Raw genomic sequence first — 15,213 nt, forward strand, 5'->3', positions numbered from 1 at the left:
GTGAGGCGGGCGCCCCGTGCGGGGGAGTCGGTGCCCGCCCGGCGGACGGCAGGCTTCGATCATGACGGGAGAGCCGGGAGTGATCGGGGCGAGATGGGAAGCGGTGCGACGGACCGGCGGGTATGGCGCCGCCGCGTCGCTGTCGCTGTATCTGGCGGTCAAGGTCGTATGGATAGCGGCTGCGGCGTTCGGCCACGTTCCGGCGGATTTCGGCGGCGCGGACTGGATCGTGCTCAACGTGGTGACGGTCGGCATGTCCGCGACCGGGATCGTGCTGGGGCTTGTCTTGGCCCGGGGCACGCGGTGGCGGATCCCAGCCGCGCCCCTCGTCTTCTTCACATGGGTGGGAAGCGGCTTCCTGATCCCCCTCATGCCCTACACCCTGGTCAGTGCCCTACTGGGCGCCGGTGAGGAGGACACCGGCGGCGACGCGGCACCGTCGGCCTCGCCGCCGCAGGAGGCGTCCTGATGCTGAGCACCCTCCTGACCTCCCTCCGCACCCCGAGCACACCACCCGCCGGCACGCGGTAGCCCGCGCCCTCACCCCCCACTGTGGCCGTTCAGCGAGTCCGGCCCCGTGGTTTCAGTCGTGTCGCGGGCATGGCGGGTGCTGGGATGGGGGAGCCGTCGTAGCCGCGCACGGTGCCGAAGCGGTCGCCTCCCATCCAGTCCTCCCGGGCGCGGGCGATCTCTTCTCCCGTCCGGGCGACGAAGTTCCACCACATGACGAGCGTCTCCTCGAACGGTTCGCCGCCCAGCAGCAGGAGCCCGCTCCCGCCGTCGGCCTTCAGGGGCAGTTCGCGGCGGCCGGATCCCAGGTACAGCATCGAGCCGGGGTCCACGCGCATGCCGTCGATCTCCGTGACGCCGGACATCGTGAGCGCGGCGTACTCGAAGTCCGGTTCCACGGGCAGGCGCACGTCGGCGCCGTCGGCCAGGGCGATGTCCGCCCCGACGATGGGCGTGAAGACCGTGCCGGGCGACGCGGCCCCGTCCAGTTCCCCGAGGATCACGGTGGCGCTGAAACCCGGGCCGTCGACGACGGGCAGGTCGGCGTGGTGCTCGAACGCCGGGTTCGTGTTCCTGTCCGAATCGGGCAGCGCCACCCAGAGTTGGGCCCCGTGCAGGACGGGGCCGTGCCCGCGCGGCGACTCCTCCGAGTGCGAGATGGCCCGTCCGGACGTCATCAGCCCGAGTTCCCTTGGCCGCACGGTCTGCAGACTGCCCAGGCTGTCGCGGTGGAGCACCTCGCCGCCGTGCAGCCAGCTCACCGTCTGCAGGCCGATGTGCGGATGCGGCGGCACCTGCATGCCGGGCTCGTCGGTGATGTCGTCCGGCCCGTAATGGTCGACGAAGCACCAGGCGCCGACCATCCGCCGACCCAGGCTGGGCAGCAGCCGCCGGACGACCGTGCTCTCACCGAGCGGAACTCGCCGGGGCGGAAGCAGCTCATGGACCGGCCCTCCCGGAACGCCCTCCCGCCCCCCGCACTCGACCGGCTTCGGCTTGACGTCGAGATTGCTCACCCAGACCACCCTCCCCGCGGCGCCGCCATTCAACAATGCCCCCCACCCGATCCACCGAACCGCCCCGCCAGGAGCCACGTGACCACGCCGGCGAGCGGGGACGCGACCGGGCCCGGGGCAATGCCGCGATGCGGGGCGTTGGCAGGACGAGATGGCAGGTGCCCGCGAGGGGCGATGGGGCCGATGTCGCCGAACTCAGGCGGCGGGTCGAAACGACCTGCCGGGCCGTGCGGACGCGCCAGTGCGCGGGACCGTGACCGAGCCCGGGCCTTGCTCGGGTGCCGGGCGGGGCGTCACGGCGAGGCGGGGAAGGAGGGGGCCCAGGGTTCGTTGTCGATCTCCAAAGTGTTGATCAGTTGGCTGATGGTGCGGTACCAGCCGGCGAGCACCAGGAGTTCGAGTAGTTGCTGCTCGTCATAGTGCTCGGTGAGGGCGGTCCAGGTTCGGCGGGACATGCACGCCGAGTCGTGGAGTTCGTCGGCCGCGCTCATCAGGAGGCGCTCTTTCGGTGACCAGGGGGCGCCGTCGCCGGACACGGTCGCCTGGAGCTGCTCGCGACTGAGCCCGGCGGCCTCGCCGAACGTCGCGGCGTGGACGCCCCACTCGTACTCGCAACCGGTGCGGGCGCAGGTCCGGTCGATGATGATCTCGCGGTCCCGGGCGGGCAGGCGGCCGTGGGCGAGCAGTCCGGCGCCGAGCACGCGCATGCGGGACGCCAGCTCGGGGTTCCGGTGCAGGGTGCGGAACAGCACCAGCGGGTCGTGCGCGACCTCCGGTGGCATCCATCTGGCCAGGGCGGCGGCGGTTTCGGGGGTGTACGGGGGATCGAGCGGCGCCATACGCGGCACGGCGGCCTCCGGGAGTGATTCGAATTTAGAAGCAGTCTGATGCTTCGAGAACAGAAGCACAAGGGGGTGCGGTGTCAGCCGGGCCCTCGTCGAGCGCCGCGGCCCACCGGTCGGACCATCGCGACAGCGGGCGGAGCGCCTCGCGGGCATCCCGGCCGAGCTCGGTCAGGGCGTACAGGTTCTCGGGCGTCTGGTGGACGAGGCCCGCGTCGATCAGTTCGAGGAGCCGCTGCCGCAGGACGCTGGAGGACATGGCGTCGCAGCGCTGCTGGAGGGTGCGGAAGCCGAGAGGCCGGTCCTACAACTCCCAGACGATGCGCAATGTCCAGCGGCGCCCGAAGAGGTCCAGGGCCGCCATCAGCGGGCGGCCCCCGGACGAGCCGCGCACCGGCCTTCCCGGTCTGGGCATGCCCCCTCCTGGGGTCGGGTTTCCGGAACACTAGCCGCAGCGGCCGCCCACCGCCGCACCGTGTTCCCGCACCCGGCGGAATCCAGTGCGGGGCCGCGGGGTTCACACATACGTGATGCACGGTGAGTACAAGGTCCCCGGCGGCAAGCTGGTAGTCGCCGATGTCGACGTCGTGGACGGTCTGCTGCGCGGCCCGAGGATCAGCGGCGACTTCTTCCTGGAGCCGGATGACGCCCTCGAAGCGATCAACGCGGCCCTGGACGGGTTGCCGGCCGGGCTCGACGCCCGGGCGATCGGGGCCCGCGTCCAGGCGGGACTTCCGCGGGACACGGTGATGCTCGGCATCACCGCCGAGGCCGTGGGGATCGCGGTACGGCGGGCCGTCGCGCGCGCGTCCGACTGGCGCGAGCACGACTGGCGGCTCATCCATGAGCCCCCGCAGGACCCCGCACTGCACATGGCCCTCGACCAGGTGCTCGCCGAGGAGGTCGGGACGGGACGGCGCCCGCCGACGCTGCGGGTGTGGGAGTGGGCGTCGCCGGCGGTGGTCATCGGCAGCTTCCAGTCGCTGCGCAACGAGGTCGACGCCGCCGAGGCCGAGCGCCACGGCGTGGACGTGGTCCGCCGGATCAGCGGCGGCGGCGCGATGTTCATCGAGCCGGGCAACACCATCACCTACTCGCTCTACGCGCCGGAGAGCCTGGTGGTGGGGATGTCCTTCGCCGAGAGCTACGCCTTCCTCGACGACTGGGTGCTGGGCGCGCTGGGCGAACTCGGGATCAGAACCTGGTACCAGCCGCTGAACGACATCACCTCCGACCACGGCAAGATCGCCGGAGCGGCGCAGAAACGGCTCGCCGCCGGCGCCGTGCTGCACCACGTGACCATGGCCTACGACATCGACGCCGACAAGATGCTGAAGGTGCTCCGCATCGGCCGGGAGAAGATCTCCGACAAGGGCATCGCCAGCGCGGTCAAGCGCGTGGACCCGCTCCGCCGCCAGACCGGCCTGCCCCGCGAGGAGATCATCGATCGCATGATCGCCCATTTCCGCGGCCGCTACGGCCTCTCCGACGACAGCGTGACCGAGGACGAACGACGCCTCGCCGACAAGTACGTGACCGACAAGTTCACCACCCCCGCCTGGACCGCCCGCATCCCCTGACCGGCACAACGGCCTCTCCCGCGACCGACACCGACTGCGTTCTCCGCGTCCCCCTCCCACCCCCCCGGCCTCCCTTCGCCCGCCCGCCAGGCCCTAACTCGGATGAGGGGGGTCTCTTCGCCCGTGCGGGCCCTTCTCCTCGTCCCGCGTGGAGCCCCAACTTGTCCGCTTGCCAGGGCCTACGTCGCCCGTGTGTGGATCCTTCTCCTCGTCCCGCGTGTGGAGCCTCACTTTGTCTGCGCGTGGCGCCCTTTCATCGCCTGCCCTGCCGGGGCCTTACTTCACCCGTGTGCGTGGTGTCTCTTCGCCCGGGTGTGGGGCGCTGTTCGCCCGCGCTTGCGGCCTTTTGTTTGTGCGCGTGTGGTGTCGTGCGGTGGTGTCAGGCGGTTTGGGGGTGGGAACAGGAGGCGGGTTCTGGGGTGGGGTGTTGTTCGTGCTGGTTGGTTCGGTCGGGGCGGCCTATCAGGCGCCAGGCTGCTAGGGCCGCGGTGAGGTAGGCGGCTCCGATCAGCGAGAACGCGATGGTCGCGCTGGCCGTCCAGTTGGCGGACGCGCCCAGGACGGCGCCGATGACCGCGATGCCGATGAGCGTGCCTATCTGGCGGCCCGTGTTGAGGACGGAGCCGGCGACACTGCCGTTGCCAGGGCCCGCGGCGTCGACCATGACGGCCGTCATGGCGGGGGAGACGATGCCGCCCGCGATGCCGGTCGCCGCCAGGGCCGCGGCGACCGGCCAGTAGGGGCTGGACGGAGTGATCGCGGTCAGTGCGAACGAGGCTGCGGCCGCCAGGAGGAGGGAGGCGGTCAGCAGGGGGCCGGCCTTGACGCGGGCGGACAGGTGCGAGAAGGCCAGGTTGCTCAGCGGGATGAAGACGGTCATCGGGAGGACCATCAGACCCGCCCGGAGCGGGCCGGCGCCCGCGCCGTGCTGGAAGTACAGGCCGACCAGGAAGAGCGTTCCGTAGAAGGCGGCGTTGAACAGGAAGCCCACGGTGTTGGCGCCGGTGAACCGCGGGCCGCGGAACAGGGCCCACGGCATCACGGTGGCGGGGGCGCGGCGCTCTCTCAGGAGAAGGAGGGCGGTGGCGCCCAGCGCCACGGCGACCGCGGTGAGGACCGGGAGGGAGGTCCAGCCGCGGTGCGGTCCTTCGATCAGGGCGAAGCTCAGGGCGCCGAGGCCGGAGGCCGATGCGGCGTGGCCGGGGAGGGCGAGTGGCGCGGGGCGGCCGGGGACGGGGGCGATGTGGCGGCGGGCCAGCACGATGCCCGCGAGCGCGAACGGCACGTTGAGCAGGAAGATGCTGCGCCAGCCGAGCGTGCTCACCAAGACGCCGCCGGCCGTCGGGCCGAACGCGATCGAGGACGACACGATCGCCGACCACAGGCCGAGCACGCGCGTGCGGCGCCGCGGGTCCGGGAACGCGTCGACCAGCAGCGCGAGCGAGCTCGGCATGAACAGCGCGGCGCCCGCGCCCTGGACGAGCCGGGCCGCGATGAGGACCTCGATCGCGGGGGCGAGCGCGGCGGCCAGCGAGGCGGTGAGGAACACCGCCATTCCCCACAGGTAGACCCGCCGGGCTCCGAACCGCCCGGCGAGACCGCCCGCCAGCATCAGCAGGGCCGCGAATGTCAGCACATAACCGTCGACGGCCCAGGTGAGGCGGCTCAGCGGGGCGTGCAGGCGCTCCTGGACGGTCGCCCCGGCGATCTGCATGACCGTGGCGTCCACGCTCGCCATCACGAAGCCCGCGGCGAGTGCGGTGATCTTCATGGCGGGGGAGCCTCCGTGTCCGGCTGCCATGATCAGTCCCTTCGTCAAGCGGACGGGTCGCGTCCGCTTCGCAGAAGCTAGCGCAACCGGACGCGAGCTGTCCATTTAAATCGGACCAGAACTGTCCGTTTGTGGCTAGAATCCGGTTCATGAGCGGTACCAGGAGCGCCGTGGACCGGCTGCTGGACGACGGCACGGGCCGCCGCCCGCGGGCCGACGCCCGGCGCAACGTGGAACGGCTCGTCGCGGCGGCGCGCGAGGCGGCCGGCGAGATCGGCGGCGAGGTCACGGCCCACGAGATCGCGCGCCGCGCCGGGGTGGGCGTCGGGACGTTCTACCGGCGCGTCAGCACGCTGGAGACGCTGCTCGAGGCGGTCCTCGCCGAGGTGCTCGGCGAGATCGTGGCCAAGGGCGACGAGGGGCTCGCCGATCCCGACCCCTGGGAGGGCTTCAGCGACTTCGCCGTGTCCTACAGCCGGCTTCGCAACGAACTGTGCGACATCAACTACGCGCTGGGCGGCGGCATCGACCACGCGCGCGCGGAACTGCGCAAGCGCATCCGCCTTCTCGTGGAGCGGGCGCAGGGTGCCGGTGCCATGCGCGCGGACATCACGTGGCAGGACGTCGCGTTTCTGCTGGTGTCCGTCTCCACCGGCGACCACACGGTGGGTCTTCAGGCGGGTGACCGGCAGCGGGACCGCAATCTGCGGATCGTCCTGGACGGTCTGCGCACGCCCGAACCCGCGCCGCTGCCGGGCGCGCCGCCCACCGACGCGTCCGGGTGAGGCAGCGCGAGCGAAACGGAACTCCCCGGGGTCGCCGTGCGTCCTCCTCTCGTGGCAGGTCGCGGGGCCCGGGCGGCTGCCCGTAGGTTGGTGACAGTCGGTCGATGACGAGGAGCGTTCATGTCGATGCAGAAGGGCGCCAACACGGCGGTTCCGGTTCCTTCGGTGCGGGTCGAACTCGGGTGGCAGGGCGGCCCCGGCGTGCCCGACGCGGACGCCTCGGCGCTCCTGCTGGCGGAGACCGGCCGGGTTCGGTCGGACGACGACTTCGTCTTCTACAACCAGCCCGTGCACGGTTCGGGCGCGGTCAGGCACGAGGGCAAGCAGCAGGGGCCGACCGTCCTTGACGTCCTGGCGGTCGACCTGAACCGGGTCGAGCCCGCCATCGACAAGATAGTCATCGCCGCATCCTCGGACGGTGGGACGTTCTCCAAGTTCCAGGGGCTCTACGTGCGCGTGGTGGACGCCGCGGCGGGGGCGGAGATCGCCCGCTTCGAAAGCCAGGGGGCCACAACCGAGACGGCGTTCGTGTTCGGCGAGCTCTACCGCAGGCAGGGCGCGTGGAAGTTCCGTGCGATCGGCCAGGGCTACGACACCGGGCTCGCCGGGCTGGCCACCGACTTCGGCATCAGCGTCGACGACCCCGGCCAGGCGGCGCCTCCAGCGCCTCCGCAGCCGCCGCCCGCACCCCCGCAGCCGCAGGCCCCGCCCCCGCCTCCCCAGGCGCCTCCCGCGCCGCAGGAGCAGTACGCGCCCCCTGGCGGCCAGTACATGCCTCCGCCGCCCCCTGGCGGGCAGTACGCGCCCCCGCCCCCGCCGGTCGGCGGGCAGTACGCGCCTCCGCCAGGCCAGTACACCCCGCCCCCCGGTCAGTACCCGCCCCCGCCCGGGCAGTACGCGCCTCCGCCGCCCCCCGGCCAGTACCAGCCGCCGGCGGACCCGTACGCCCCGCCTGCCGGCCAGCACCAGCCGCCGCCCGGGCAGTACGCCCCCCCGCCTCCTGCCGGTGCCGCGCCGCCGCCGCAGCAGCAGGGCGGCAAGATCTCCCTGACGAAGAACGCGCCGTCGGTGTCGCTCACCAAGCACGGAGCGACGGGCGGCCACATGCGCGTCAACCTCAACTGGACGGCGCGCGAGGGCGCCGCCAAGGGACGGCTCGGCAAGCGCCGCCGCGGCGTCGACCTCGATCTGGACCTGTGCTGCCTGTGGGAGCTGAAGGACGGCCGGAAGGGCATCATCCACGCTCTCGGCGACATGGGCGCGCTGGACCGCGCGCCGTTCATCAAGCTCGACAAGGACGACCGCACCGGCGCGATCGAGTCGGGGGAGAACCTCCACATCAACCTCGACCACACGGCGGACTTCAAGCGGATCCTGGTGTTCGCGGAGATCTACGAAGGCGCGGACGACTTCCGGGGCATGGACGCGATCGCCACGCTGTTCCCGGTGGGCGCGCCGCCGATCGAGATGCACATGAACGACTGCATGGACGCCTCCCGTGACGCGGTCCTGGCGCTCATCGAGAACGTGAACGGTGAGCTGGTCGTCCGCCGTGAGGGCCGGTACGTCATGCCGCCGCCCGGCCGTCCGCGCTGGGGCAAGATGTCGGTCGACGAGGCGTACGGCTGGAACCTGGAGTGGGTCGCCTCGCGCGGCAAGGACTGAGCGCCCCGCAAGCTGGTGGACGAGGCCGCCGTCCGGAGATGACGCGTGCGTGCGGGGCTCACGCGGCCTTCAGATGGTCGGCGAACTTCTTGTCCCGGGCCACCCTGACGAGCGCCGCGGTGAGCCGTGCCAGGTCCTTCTCCTGCACCTGCGAGGCGAGCTTCCCGGCGTCGCTGGGCAGGCCGAGCCGCTCGGCGCCCTTCTTCACCTGCCCGTCGACGTAGGGGCGGAGCCAGGGCCAGATGGCCTGCGCCTCGCGGCAGAAGATGTCCACTCCGGTAGGGCCGATACCGGGGAACTCCCGCAGCAGCTCCGCAGCCTTCTTGGGGTCGCGTCCGGCTTCGATGGCGAGCCGCCTCAGATCGCCCTTGTACCTGTCCTGGACGATCTCCGCCACGCCGCCCAGGCGGGACGCGGTGCTCTCGTCGTAGCGGACGTAGTGGCCCCTGCCGAGCGCGTCGACGCGTTCCTGCCAGGTGAGTCTGCCCATGCCGCGTGCCGTGCCGCCCCCTGCCTCGAACAGCTCGCGGGCCGCGGCGAGGGCGATGTCCGAGGAGATGCGGGCGCTCAGCAGGTCGGCCAGGACGAGCAGCTTGAACAGTGCGGCCGGCTGGTCCTTCAAAGTTATGCCGGCCTCCTCGGCGAACGTCCCGCCGGATTCCCGCAGCAGCTTCTTGACGACGGCATCCATGGCATCCACCTCCCGTGTCCGCCGCTCTACCCGAGCCATCAGGGATGACTCATGCGCGGCTCACAGGGGGTCACAGCAAGCTGAGCTGCCCTTCACCGGCGAGTGGGTCCCGGTGCTTCTTCATGTGCCGCCAGCGTGGGAGGTCGTCCAGGTACGACCAAGACAGTCTGTGGTGCGGCGTAGGCCCGTGCTCCTCCAGAGCCTTCTGATGGACGGGTGAGGGGTATCCGGCACTGTCGGCGAACCCGTAGCCGGGGAACGCGCCGTCCAGATCCGCCATGAGCCGGTCCCGATGGACCTTCGCCAGGACGGACGCGGCCGCGACGGTGACCGACCTCTGGTCGGCCTTGATCTCGCACCGGACGCGCCAGGGACGGCTGAGGAAATCGTGCTTGCCGTCGAGGATGACCACATCGGGCTGGACGGGCAGCGACTCCAACGCGCGGACGGCGGCGCGCCTCAGCGCGACGGTCATGCCCAGCTCGTCGATCTCTTCCGGACTGGACGCGCCCATGGCGTGCCCGGCCAGCCAGCCAGGGAGGATTTCCGCGAACGCCTCGCGATGCGCATGCGTGAGGAGCTTGGAGTCGGTCAGCGCGACCGTCTTCTTCCCGCGTCCAGGCAGTACCGGCGGCGGGCTCAGATCCGTCACCGCCGCGCACACCACGACGGGGCCCGCCCATGCGCCGCGCCCGACCTCGTCCACTCCCGCGATCGCGACCGGGCGGCCGCTCCCGGACGGCGCGGCCCGCAGCTCCTCCTCGATCTCGTAGCCCGCCGCCCGCGTCACCTTCGCGGCGGCGGCGGGGGAGGGGACCAGCCCGGGGAGGGCGCCGGTGGAGTCGGTCAAGGGGTCTCCTTAGAGCGCGAACGGCCTGCGCCACCGATCGTAGGGGCGCGCCGTCCCGCGCGCCCGCAGGCAGGTCACAGCCAGCCGTTGTGGCGTGCGGTTCCCACCGCCTCGATGCGGTTGCGCGCCCCCGTCTTGCCGATGGCGGCGGACAGGTAGTTGCGGACGGTGCTCTCCGACAGACGCAGGCGCCCGGCGATGTCGGCGACGGTCGATCCGTCGGCCGCGGCGCTCAGCACGTCCCGTTCCCGTCCGGTCAGCGGGTTCGGGCCCACCGACAGGGCGGCGGTGGCCAGCGCGCCGTCGACGACCTGCTCCCCGGCCAGGATGCGGCGCAGGGCGGCGACCAGGCCCTCGATGGGGCCGTCCTTGACCAGGAACCCGCTGGCGCCCGCCTCCATGGCGCGGCGCAGGTATCCGGGGCGTCCGAACGTGGTGATGATCAGGATCTTGCATGCGGGCAGTTCCCGGCGCAGGTCGGCGGCCACGTCCAGGCCGCTGCGGCCGGGCATCTCGATGTCGAGCACGGCGATGTCCGGTTCCGTCCGCAGTGCCTCGGGCAGGACCCGCGCGCCGTCGCCGACCTGGGCGACGACCTCGATGTCCTCCTCCAGGCCGAGCAGCAGCGCGAGCGCGCCGCGCATCATGCCCTGGTCCTCGGCGAGCAGAATTCTGATCACGGCACTCATCGTCCACCGGCGTCCGCGGTCGCCGTGACGGGGACGGTGACGGTGAGCAGGAAGCCGCCGTCGGGAGCGGGGCCCGCCTGGACGGTGCCGGCGACCACCTCCATCCGCTCGGTGAGACCGCGCAGGCCGTGGCCCCCGGATCCGCCCTGCCCGCTCCTCCCGGCCCCGTCGTCCTTCACCTCCAGGACGGCACTGTCCCCGCCGTTGCGGACGGTGATCTCGCACCGTCCGGCGCCGCTGTGCCGGATGACGTTCGTGACCCCTTCACGCACGGCCCAGCCGAGCAGGGCGTCCGGCCGGGGCGCCAGTGGCGGCCCCGTGCGCCGGACGGAGACGTCCACGCCGCAGTCGGCCAGCGCCGTCCTGGCGGCGTCCAGCTCGTCGGCCAGCCCGCGGCCGCGGTAGCCGCTGACCGCCTGGCGGACCTCCTCCAGGGCCTTGCGCCCGACGGTCTCGATGTCGGCGGCCTGCTCGGCGGCAACCGCGGGGTCGCGTTCGGCGACGCGCCGGACGGCCTGCGCCTTGACCACCATCAGCGACAGCGTGTGGCCGAGCAGGTCGTGCAGGTCGCGGGAGAACCGGAGCCGCTCGCGTGCCACGGCGGCCTCGGCGAGTTCCTCCCGGGCGTCGCGCAGCAGCCCGATCGCGGTGAACAGCCGCAGGATGACCGCGGTCACGACCCCCGCCGTCACGGTCCCGTACCAGTTGGCGGCGAGGGCGCCGCCGTCCTCGCCGCCCAGCAGGCCCGCCAGGACGCTCAGCGACGAGACGCCGCCGACGCCGGCGAACAGGGGCACCTCCGGACGGCCCGACCTGCTGGGGAGATGCCCCACGACGACGCCGGCGGCGAGGCCGAGGAGGGGGAACAGCGTGTACCACCGCCCCTGGAAGGCAAGTGCGGCAGCGAACGTGACTCCCGCCTGGGCGACCAGCAGAAAGATCGGCAGCCGTATCGGGTGGCGCCCGTCGAACGCGGTGCGGACGACGGCGAGATGCAGGAGGGCGAAGGCGGCCAGTACCGGAATCGCGAGCCACAGCGGATGGGCCCGGCCCTTGACCATGTCCCAGACCGGAAACACAAGGATGACGAGCCAGAACACGAACGCCTGGCCACCTGGACCATTACGGTCCAACAGCTTCAAGTCCAAGGCTGGGACACGCCGAATCGGGGTGCCTCTCCAGGGGATCACGTGACGTTCTCCTCGTTCACGGGGCCACGGTACGCGGACCGCCCATGCCGGGAGCAGAGCTGAACATCTACTTCTGGACAGGACGAATGTCCTGCTCTCAGGTGCGGCCTGGGCTCTGCTCCGCACCAGGCAGGCTCGATGTGAGTCAACGAACCGGGCGCGGGTAGTCCCGTTCCGGGCGGTCCTGCGCTTTACTCGCTCTTGATGGCTTTGTTCGGCAGGTCTCGCTCCCGCCCGGCGAAGAACGCCGCGGCGCGGGATCTTTTCGAGCGCCTGAGATGGCGCTACTTCCAGGTCACTCCCGGGCTGAGGTTCCTGGGGGCGGTGCTGCTCGTCGCGCTCGTGCTGGTGGCGACGGTCCTCCTGGACGGGCCGATTCTCGGCGCGGCCGCGTTCACGGTGATTCTGCTTGTCGTCGTCCACCTGACACTGCGCTCGCCCACGGGCATGGCCGTAGTAGCGGTCATCCTGGCCTGGCTGGCCCTATCGGTGCCTCTCGGCAGGCTCTACCCGGGCGAGGGGAGTCCGCCCTATCTGAACCCGTCGCTGCTTCTCGCCCTGCTCGCCGTGCCCGTCGCATTCCTCGCCTTCCGTCTGCGTGGATACGCACCGTGGCGCACGACGCTCCTGGGGCTGGCCGCCGCGGGTGTGGCGACGGCCGCGTGCGCCCACCCGCTGCCAGAGGCCAGCGTTACGCCGGGCTGGCTGGCGGCACTGGCGGTCCTCGCTTACCGGTGGGACCGCGCAAGGCGAGCCGTTCCGGCGGAGGCCTACGAAACGGGTTGGGTGCAGGAGCAGGCGAGCCCTAAGGGGGACGCCATGGCAGGGCCGCGTAAGAGCTCCTCCGGGCCGGAAAAGCGTGACCGGACGGACAGGCCGAGCAGGCCCGACCGGCGCGGTTCCGGAGAGGACGGGGCCGCCGGCACCGCCGCGCAGGCGGTGCACGACCAGCGCGCCGCAGCGCAGGCCGCCGATTCCGGCGCCGCCCCCGAGCGCCAGGCGCCGCCCGAGCGCCGTACGGAGTCGCCGGACATCTCCGTGGCGGACGCGCTCGCGGAACTGGAGAACATGATCGGGCTGGAACCGGTCAAGCGGCAGGTCCGCTCCATCGCCGCGTCCATCGAGGCCGCGCACATGCGCGCCGCCGCCGGGGTGCCCACCGAGAAGCCCATGCGGCACTTCGTGTTCGTCGGGCCGTCCGGCACGGGCAAGACCACCGTCGCCCGCGTGCTGGCCAAGATCTTCTACGCGTTCGGGCTGCTGCCCGAACCCGCCCTGGTCGAGGCCCACCGCGCGGATCTCGTCGGTGAGTTCCTGGGGGCGACGGCCATCAAGACCAACCGCCTCGTCGACTCGGCCCTGGGCGGGGTCCTGTTCATCGACGAGGCGTACAGCCTGGTCAACTCAGCGGAAGGGCAGCCCGACCGGTTCGGCGACGAGGCCGTCCAGACGTTGCTCAAGCGAGCCGAGGACGACCGAGACAACCTGGTCATCATCCTTGCGGGGTACGAGACCCAGATGGCGGAGTTCCTCGACTCCAACCCTGGGCTGGCCTCCCGGTTCGGCACGCGTGTGCTCTTCCCGTCGTACCGGCCCTCGGAGCTGCTGCAGATCGCCGACTACCACACCGCCCTGCGCGAGGACCGGCTCGACGTGGAGGCCCGCAGGCGGCTCGCCGCCCGCTTCGAAGAGGTCGAACGGCGCGGCATCATCGACGACCTGGGCAACGGCCGGTTCGTCAGGTCGCTGGCCGAGGCGGCGGCGCGCGCGCGGGACGTGCGCGTGGTCGAAGCCGTCTCGTCGTCGGGCGCACCGGCCAGACCCACCGCCGAAGACCTGGTCACCGTACGCGCCGAGGACGTGGAGACCGCCTTCGCCGAGGTCACCGAGCGGTTCCGCGGCTACGCCGAGACCCCGACCCTGGACGAGGCGCTCGGCTCCCTCGACGCGATGATCGGGTTGGAGCCGGTGAAGCGGCAGGTCCGCGAGATCGCCGCCCAGTTGCAGGTGGCCCGGATGCGGCAGGAGCAGGGACTGGTCACCCGCCCCCCGACCCGCCACTTCGTGTTCACGGGGCCGCCGGGCACCGGCAAGACCACCGTCGCGCGGGTCCTCGGCCGCATCTTCGCCGCGTTCGGGCTGCTCGCCCGCCCGGAGGTGGTCGAGGCCCAGCGCGCCGACCTCGTCGGCGAGCACCTCGGCGCGACGGCGCTGAAGACGAACAAGGCCGTCGACTCCGCCCTCGGGGGCGTCCTGTTCGTCGACGAGGCGTACGCGCTGAGCAACTCCGGCTACTCGGGCGGCGACGCGTTCGGGGCGGAGGCGGTGCAGACGCTGCTCAAGCGGGCCGAGGACGACCGCGACCGCCTCGTCGTCATCCTGGCCGGATACGACGCCGACATGACCCGGTTCCTGGCCTCCAACCCTGGGCTCGCCTCCCGGTTCGACGTGCGCGTGGACTTCCCGTCCTACGGGCCGGACGAACTGCTCCGCATCGCCCAGCTCATGGCCGAGCAAGGCGGCGACCAGTGGGAGGAGCGCGCCCTGGACGACCTGGCCCTCGTGTTCCAGCGCGCATGCGGAACGGGCCGGATCGACGAGCTGGGCAACGGCCGCTTCGCCCGCTCCATGTACGAGAAGGCGTGCGCGTGCCGGGCGCTTCGAGCGGCACGGCTCGGATCCGCGGCGACCGCCGCCGACCTGACGCTCCTCACCACCGACGACGTCCGGGACGCCTTCGCCGAACTGTCCCACCGCCTCGCCTGACCCGCGCTCCGGGACATCCCCGCCGCGCCTCTCCAGGAAGAGCTGAACCGTCTGGCCCCGTTGCTGGGCTGACCCGCGTCCCGTCTGGAGCGAGACGACCGAACCCCGATGGTTTCCGGTGGGGGCGGTCGTCTAGGGTGCCCAGCGTGGACGAGCGGGATGAGCCGACCGAGTATCGGCAGACGCCGTACAAGGCGCCTGACGGCGCCACCGAAGTCCTTCTCATCAGGCACGGCGCTTCCGCGCCGGCGCGCCCCGACCGGCCGTTCCCGCTCGTGGACGGCCACGGCGACCCCGCGCTCGCGCCCGAAGGACGGGAGCAGGCCGAGCGGGTCGGTGAGCGGCTCGCCGGCGAGCGACTGGACGCCGTCTACGTGACGCCTCTGCGCCGAACCTCCGAAACGGCCGCACCGCTGGCCCGCCGCCTCGGGCTGGAGCCGCGGGTCGAGCGGGACCTGCGGGAGGTCCATCTCGGCGAGTGGGAGGGCGGCCTCTTCCGCAGGATGGTCGCCGAGAACGATCCGGTGGCGCAGCGGATGTTCGCCGAGGAACGTTGGGACGTCATCCCGGGGGCGGAGAAGAACGAGGCGTTCGCCGCGCGCGTCGAGGAGGGTCTCGTCCGGCTCGCGGCGGCCCACGCGGGCGGCCGGATCGCGGTCTTCACCCACGGCGGGGTGATCGCCCAGGCCCTCGCGGCCGCCACCGGCGCCAGGCCGTTCGCGTTCCTCGGCGCGGACAACGGCTCGGTCTCACGGCTGGTCAGGCTCGGCGGCCTGTCGTCGCTCCGCGGCTTCAACGACGTCTCCCACCTGGACCGGTCCTTCCCCGCACCGCCGACCTGAACGACCCGGACGCTGG

General features: G+C 72.1%; 13 protein-coding genes and 1 pseudogene. 6 read left to right on the forward strand and 8 right to left on the reverse strand.

Annotated elements, in window-relative coordinates; all coding sequences use genetic code 11:
- Positions 1-61 precede the first annotated feature (61 nt).
- On the forward strand, positions 62-469 hold the full coding sequence (locus CHC11_RS36095; protein WP_143227438.1) for a hypothetical protein: 408 nt from the start codon (positions 62-64) through the stop codon (positions 467-469).
- A 91-nt stretch (positions 470-560) separates the two neighbouring features.
- Here CHC11_RS36095 and CHC11_RS36100 read toward each other — a convergent pair whose 3' ends face one another.
- The 3 genes and pseudogenes from CHC11_RS36100 to CHC11_RS36110 all read right to left on the reverse strand — a co-directional run.
- Positions 561-1,526 (reverse strand): pirin family protein, encoded by a 966-nt coding sequence (locus tag CHC11_RS36100; protein WP_089316391.1) that lies wholly within the window; start codon positions 1,524-1,526, stop codon positions 561-563.
- Between the two features lie 293 nt (positions 1,527-1,819).
- A complete protein-coding gene (locus CHC11_RS36105) occupies positions 1,820-2,365 on the reverse strand; it encodes a carboxymuconolactone decarboxylase family protein (RefSeq protein WP_245920216.1) in 546 nt (181 codons plus the stop codon).
- A gap of 34 nt (positions 2,366-2,399) precedes the next feature.
- Positions 2,400-2,645 (reverse strand): annotated as a pseudogene (locus CHC11_RS36110) (winged helix-turn-helix transcriptional regulator); the annotation flags it as partial.
- A gap of 253 nt (positions 2,646-2,898) precedes the next feature.
- On the opposite strand from CHC11_RS36110, the gene lplAB reads away from it, so the two are divergent.
- Entirely contained in the window at positions 2,899-3,948 is a 1,050-nt protein-coding gene (gene lplAB / locus CHC11_RS36115) for a lipoate-protein ligase LplAB (protein WP_089316393.1), read from the forward strand.
- A gap of 379 nt (positions 3,949-4,327) precedes the next feature.
- Here lplAB and CHC11_RS36120 read toward each other — a convergent pair whose 3' ends face one another.
- Positions 4,328-5,749 carry an MFS transporter gene (locus tag CHC11_RS36120; protein ID WP_089316394.1) on the reverse strand — a complete coding sequence of 474 codons (1,422 nt, stop codon included), beginning with the start codon at positions 5,747-5,749 and terminating at the stop codon, positions 4,328-4,330.
- Positions 5,750-5,868: 119 nt separating this feature from the next.
- Between CHC11_RS36120 and CHC11_RS36125 the strand changes: the two genes are divergently transcribed.
- Positions 5,869-6,504 (forward strand): TetR/AcrR family transcriptional regulator, encoded by a 636-nt coding sequence (locus CHC11_RS36125; protein ID WP_089316395.1) that lies wholly within the window; start codon positions 5,869-5,871, stop codon positions 6,502-6,504.
- Between the two features lie 120 nt (positions 6,505-6,624).
- The gene (locus CHC11_RS43620; protein ID WP_143227439.1) at positions 6,625-8,169 is read left to right on the forward strand and encodes a TerD family protein; all 1,545 of its coding nucleotides are present in this window, start codon (positions 6,625-6,627) and stop codon (positions 8,167-8,169) included.
- Positions 8,170-8,227: 58 nt separating this feature from the next.
- On the opposite strand, the gene CHC11_RS36135 is transcribed toward CHC11_RS43620, so the two are convergent.
- From CHC11_RS36135 to CHC11_RS36150, 4 genes are all read right to left on the reverse strand, one after another.
- On the reverse strand, positions 8,228-8,860 hold the full coding sequence (locus CHC11_RS36135) for an HhH-GDP family DNA glycosylase (protein ID WP_089316396.1): 633 nt from the start codon (positions 8,858-8,860) through the stop codon (positions 8,228-8,230).
- A 70-nt stretch (positions 8,861-8,930) separates the two neighbouring features.
- Complete coding sequence (locus CHC11_RS36140) at positions 8,931-9,650, reverse strand: ribonuclease HII (RefSeq protein WP_089316448.1); 720 nt, start codon at positions 9,648-9,650, stop codon at positions 8,931-8,933.
- Between the two features lie 134 nt (positions 9,651-9,784).
- Positions 9,785-10,390, reverse strand: coding sequence for a response regulator transcription factor (locus CHC11_RS36145; RefSeq protein WP_089316397.1), 606 nt, complete (start codon positions 10,388-10,390; stop codon positions 9,785-9,787).
- A 5-nt stretch (positions 10,391-10,395) separates the two neighbouring features.
- Positions 10,396-11,460, reverse strand: a complete 1,065-nt coding sequence (locus CHC11_RS36150) for a sensor histidine kinase (protein ID WP_143227440.1) — start codon at positions 11,458-11,460, stop codon at positions 10,396-10,398.
- Between the two features lie 333 nt (positions 11,461-11,793).
- On the opposite strand from CHC11_RS36150, the gene CHC11_RS36155 reads away from it, so the two are divergent.
- A complete protein-coding gene (locus CHC11_RS36155) occupies positions 11,794-14,355 on the forward strand; it encodes an AAA family ATPase (RefSeq protein WP_089316449.1) in 2,562 nt (853 codons plus the stop codon).
- Positions 14,356-14,501: 146 nt separating this feature from the next.
- A complete protein-coding gene (locus CHC11_RS36160) occupies positions 14,502-15,197 on the forward strand; it encodes a histidine phosphatase family protein (RefSeq protein WP_089316450.1) in 696 nt (231 codons plus the stop codon).
- Positions 15,198-15,213: the final 16 nt, after the last annotated feature.

Source organism: Actinomadura mexicana (genome assembly GCF_900188105.1).
GTDB classification, from domain to species: Bacteria; Actinomycetota; Actinomycetes; order Streptosporangiales; family Streptosporangiaceae; genus Spirillospora; species Spirillospora mexicana.

Excerpts from the sequence above, each read along its gene's own strand:
- CHC11_RS36135 (WP_089316396.1), bottom strand. The coding sequence starts at position 8,860 with ATGGATGCCGTCGTCAAGAAGCTGCTGCGGGAATCCGGCGGGACGTTC.
- CHC11_RS36150 (WP_143227440.1), bottom strand. The coding sequence starts at position 11,460 with ATGGTCAAGGGCCGGGCCCATCCGCTGTGGCTCGCGATTCCGGTACTG.
- CHC11_RS36095 (WP_143227438.1), top strand. The coding sequence starts at position 62 with ATGACGGGAGAGCCGGGAGTGATCGGGGCGAGATGGGAAGCGGTGCGA.
- CHC11_RS36105 (WP_245920216.1), bottom strand. The coding sequence starts at position 2,365 with ATGGCGCCGCTCGATCCCCCGTACACCCCCGAAACCGCCGCCGCCCTG.
- lplAB (WP_089316393.1), top strand. The coding sequence starts at position 2,899 with ATGCACGGTGAGTACAAGGTCCCCGGCGGCAAGCTGGTAGTCGCCGAT.
- CHC11_RS43620 (WP_143227439.1), top strand. The coding sequence starts at position 6,625 with ATGTCGATGCAGAAGGGCGCCAACACGGCGGTTCCGGTTCCTTCGGTG.
- CHC11_RS36125 (WP_089316395.1), top strand. The coding sequence starts at position 5,869 with ATGAGCGGTACCAGGAGCGCCGTGGACCGGCTGCTGGACGACGGCACG.
- CHC11_RS36120 (WP_089316394.1), bottom strand. The coding sequence starts at position 5,749 with ATGGCAGCCGGACACGGAGGCTCCCCCGCCATGAAGATCACCGCACTC.
- CHC11_RS36155 (WP_089316449.1), top strand. The coding sequence starts at position 11,794 with ATGGCTTTGTTCGGCAGGTCTCGCTCCCGCCCGGCGAAGAACGCCGCG.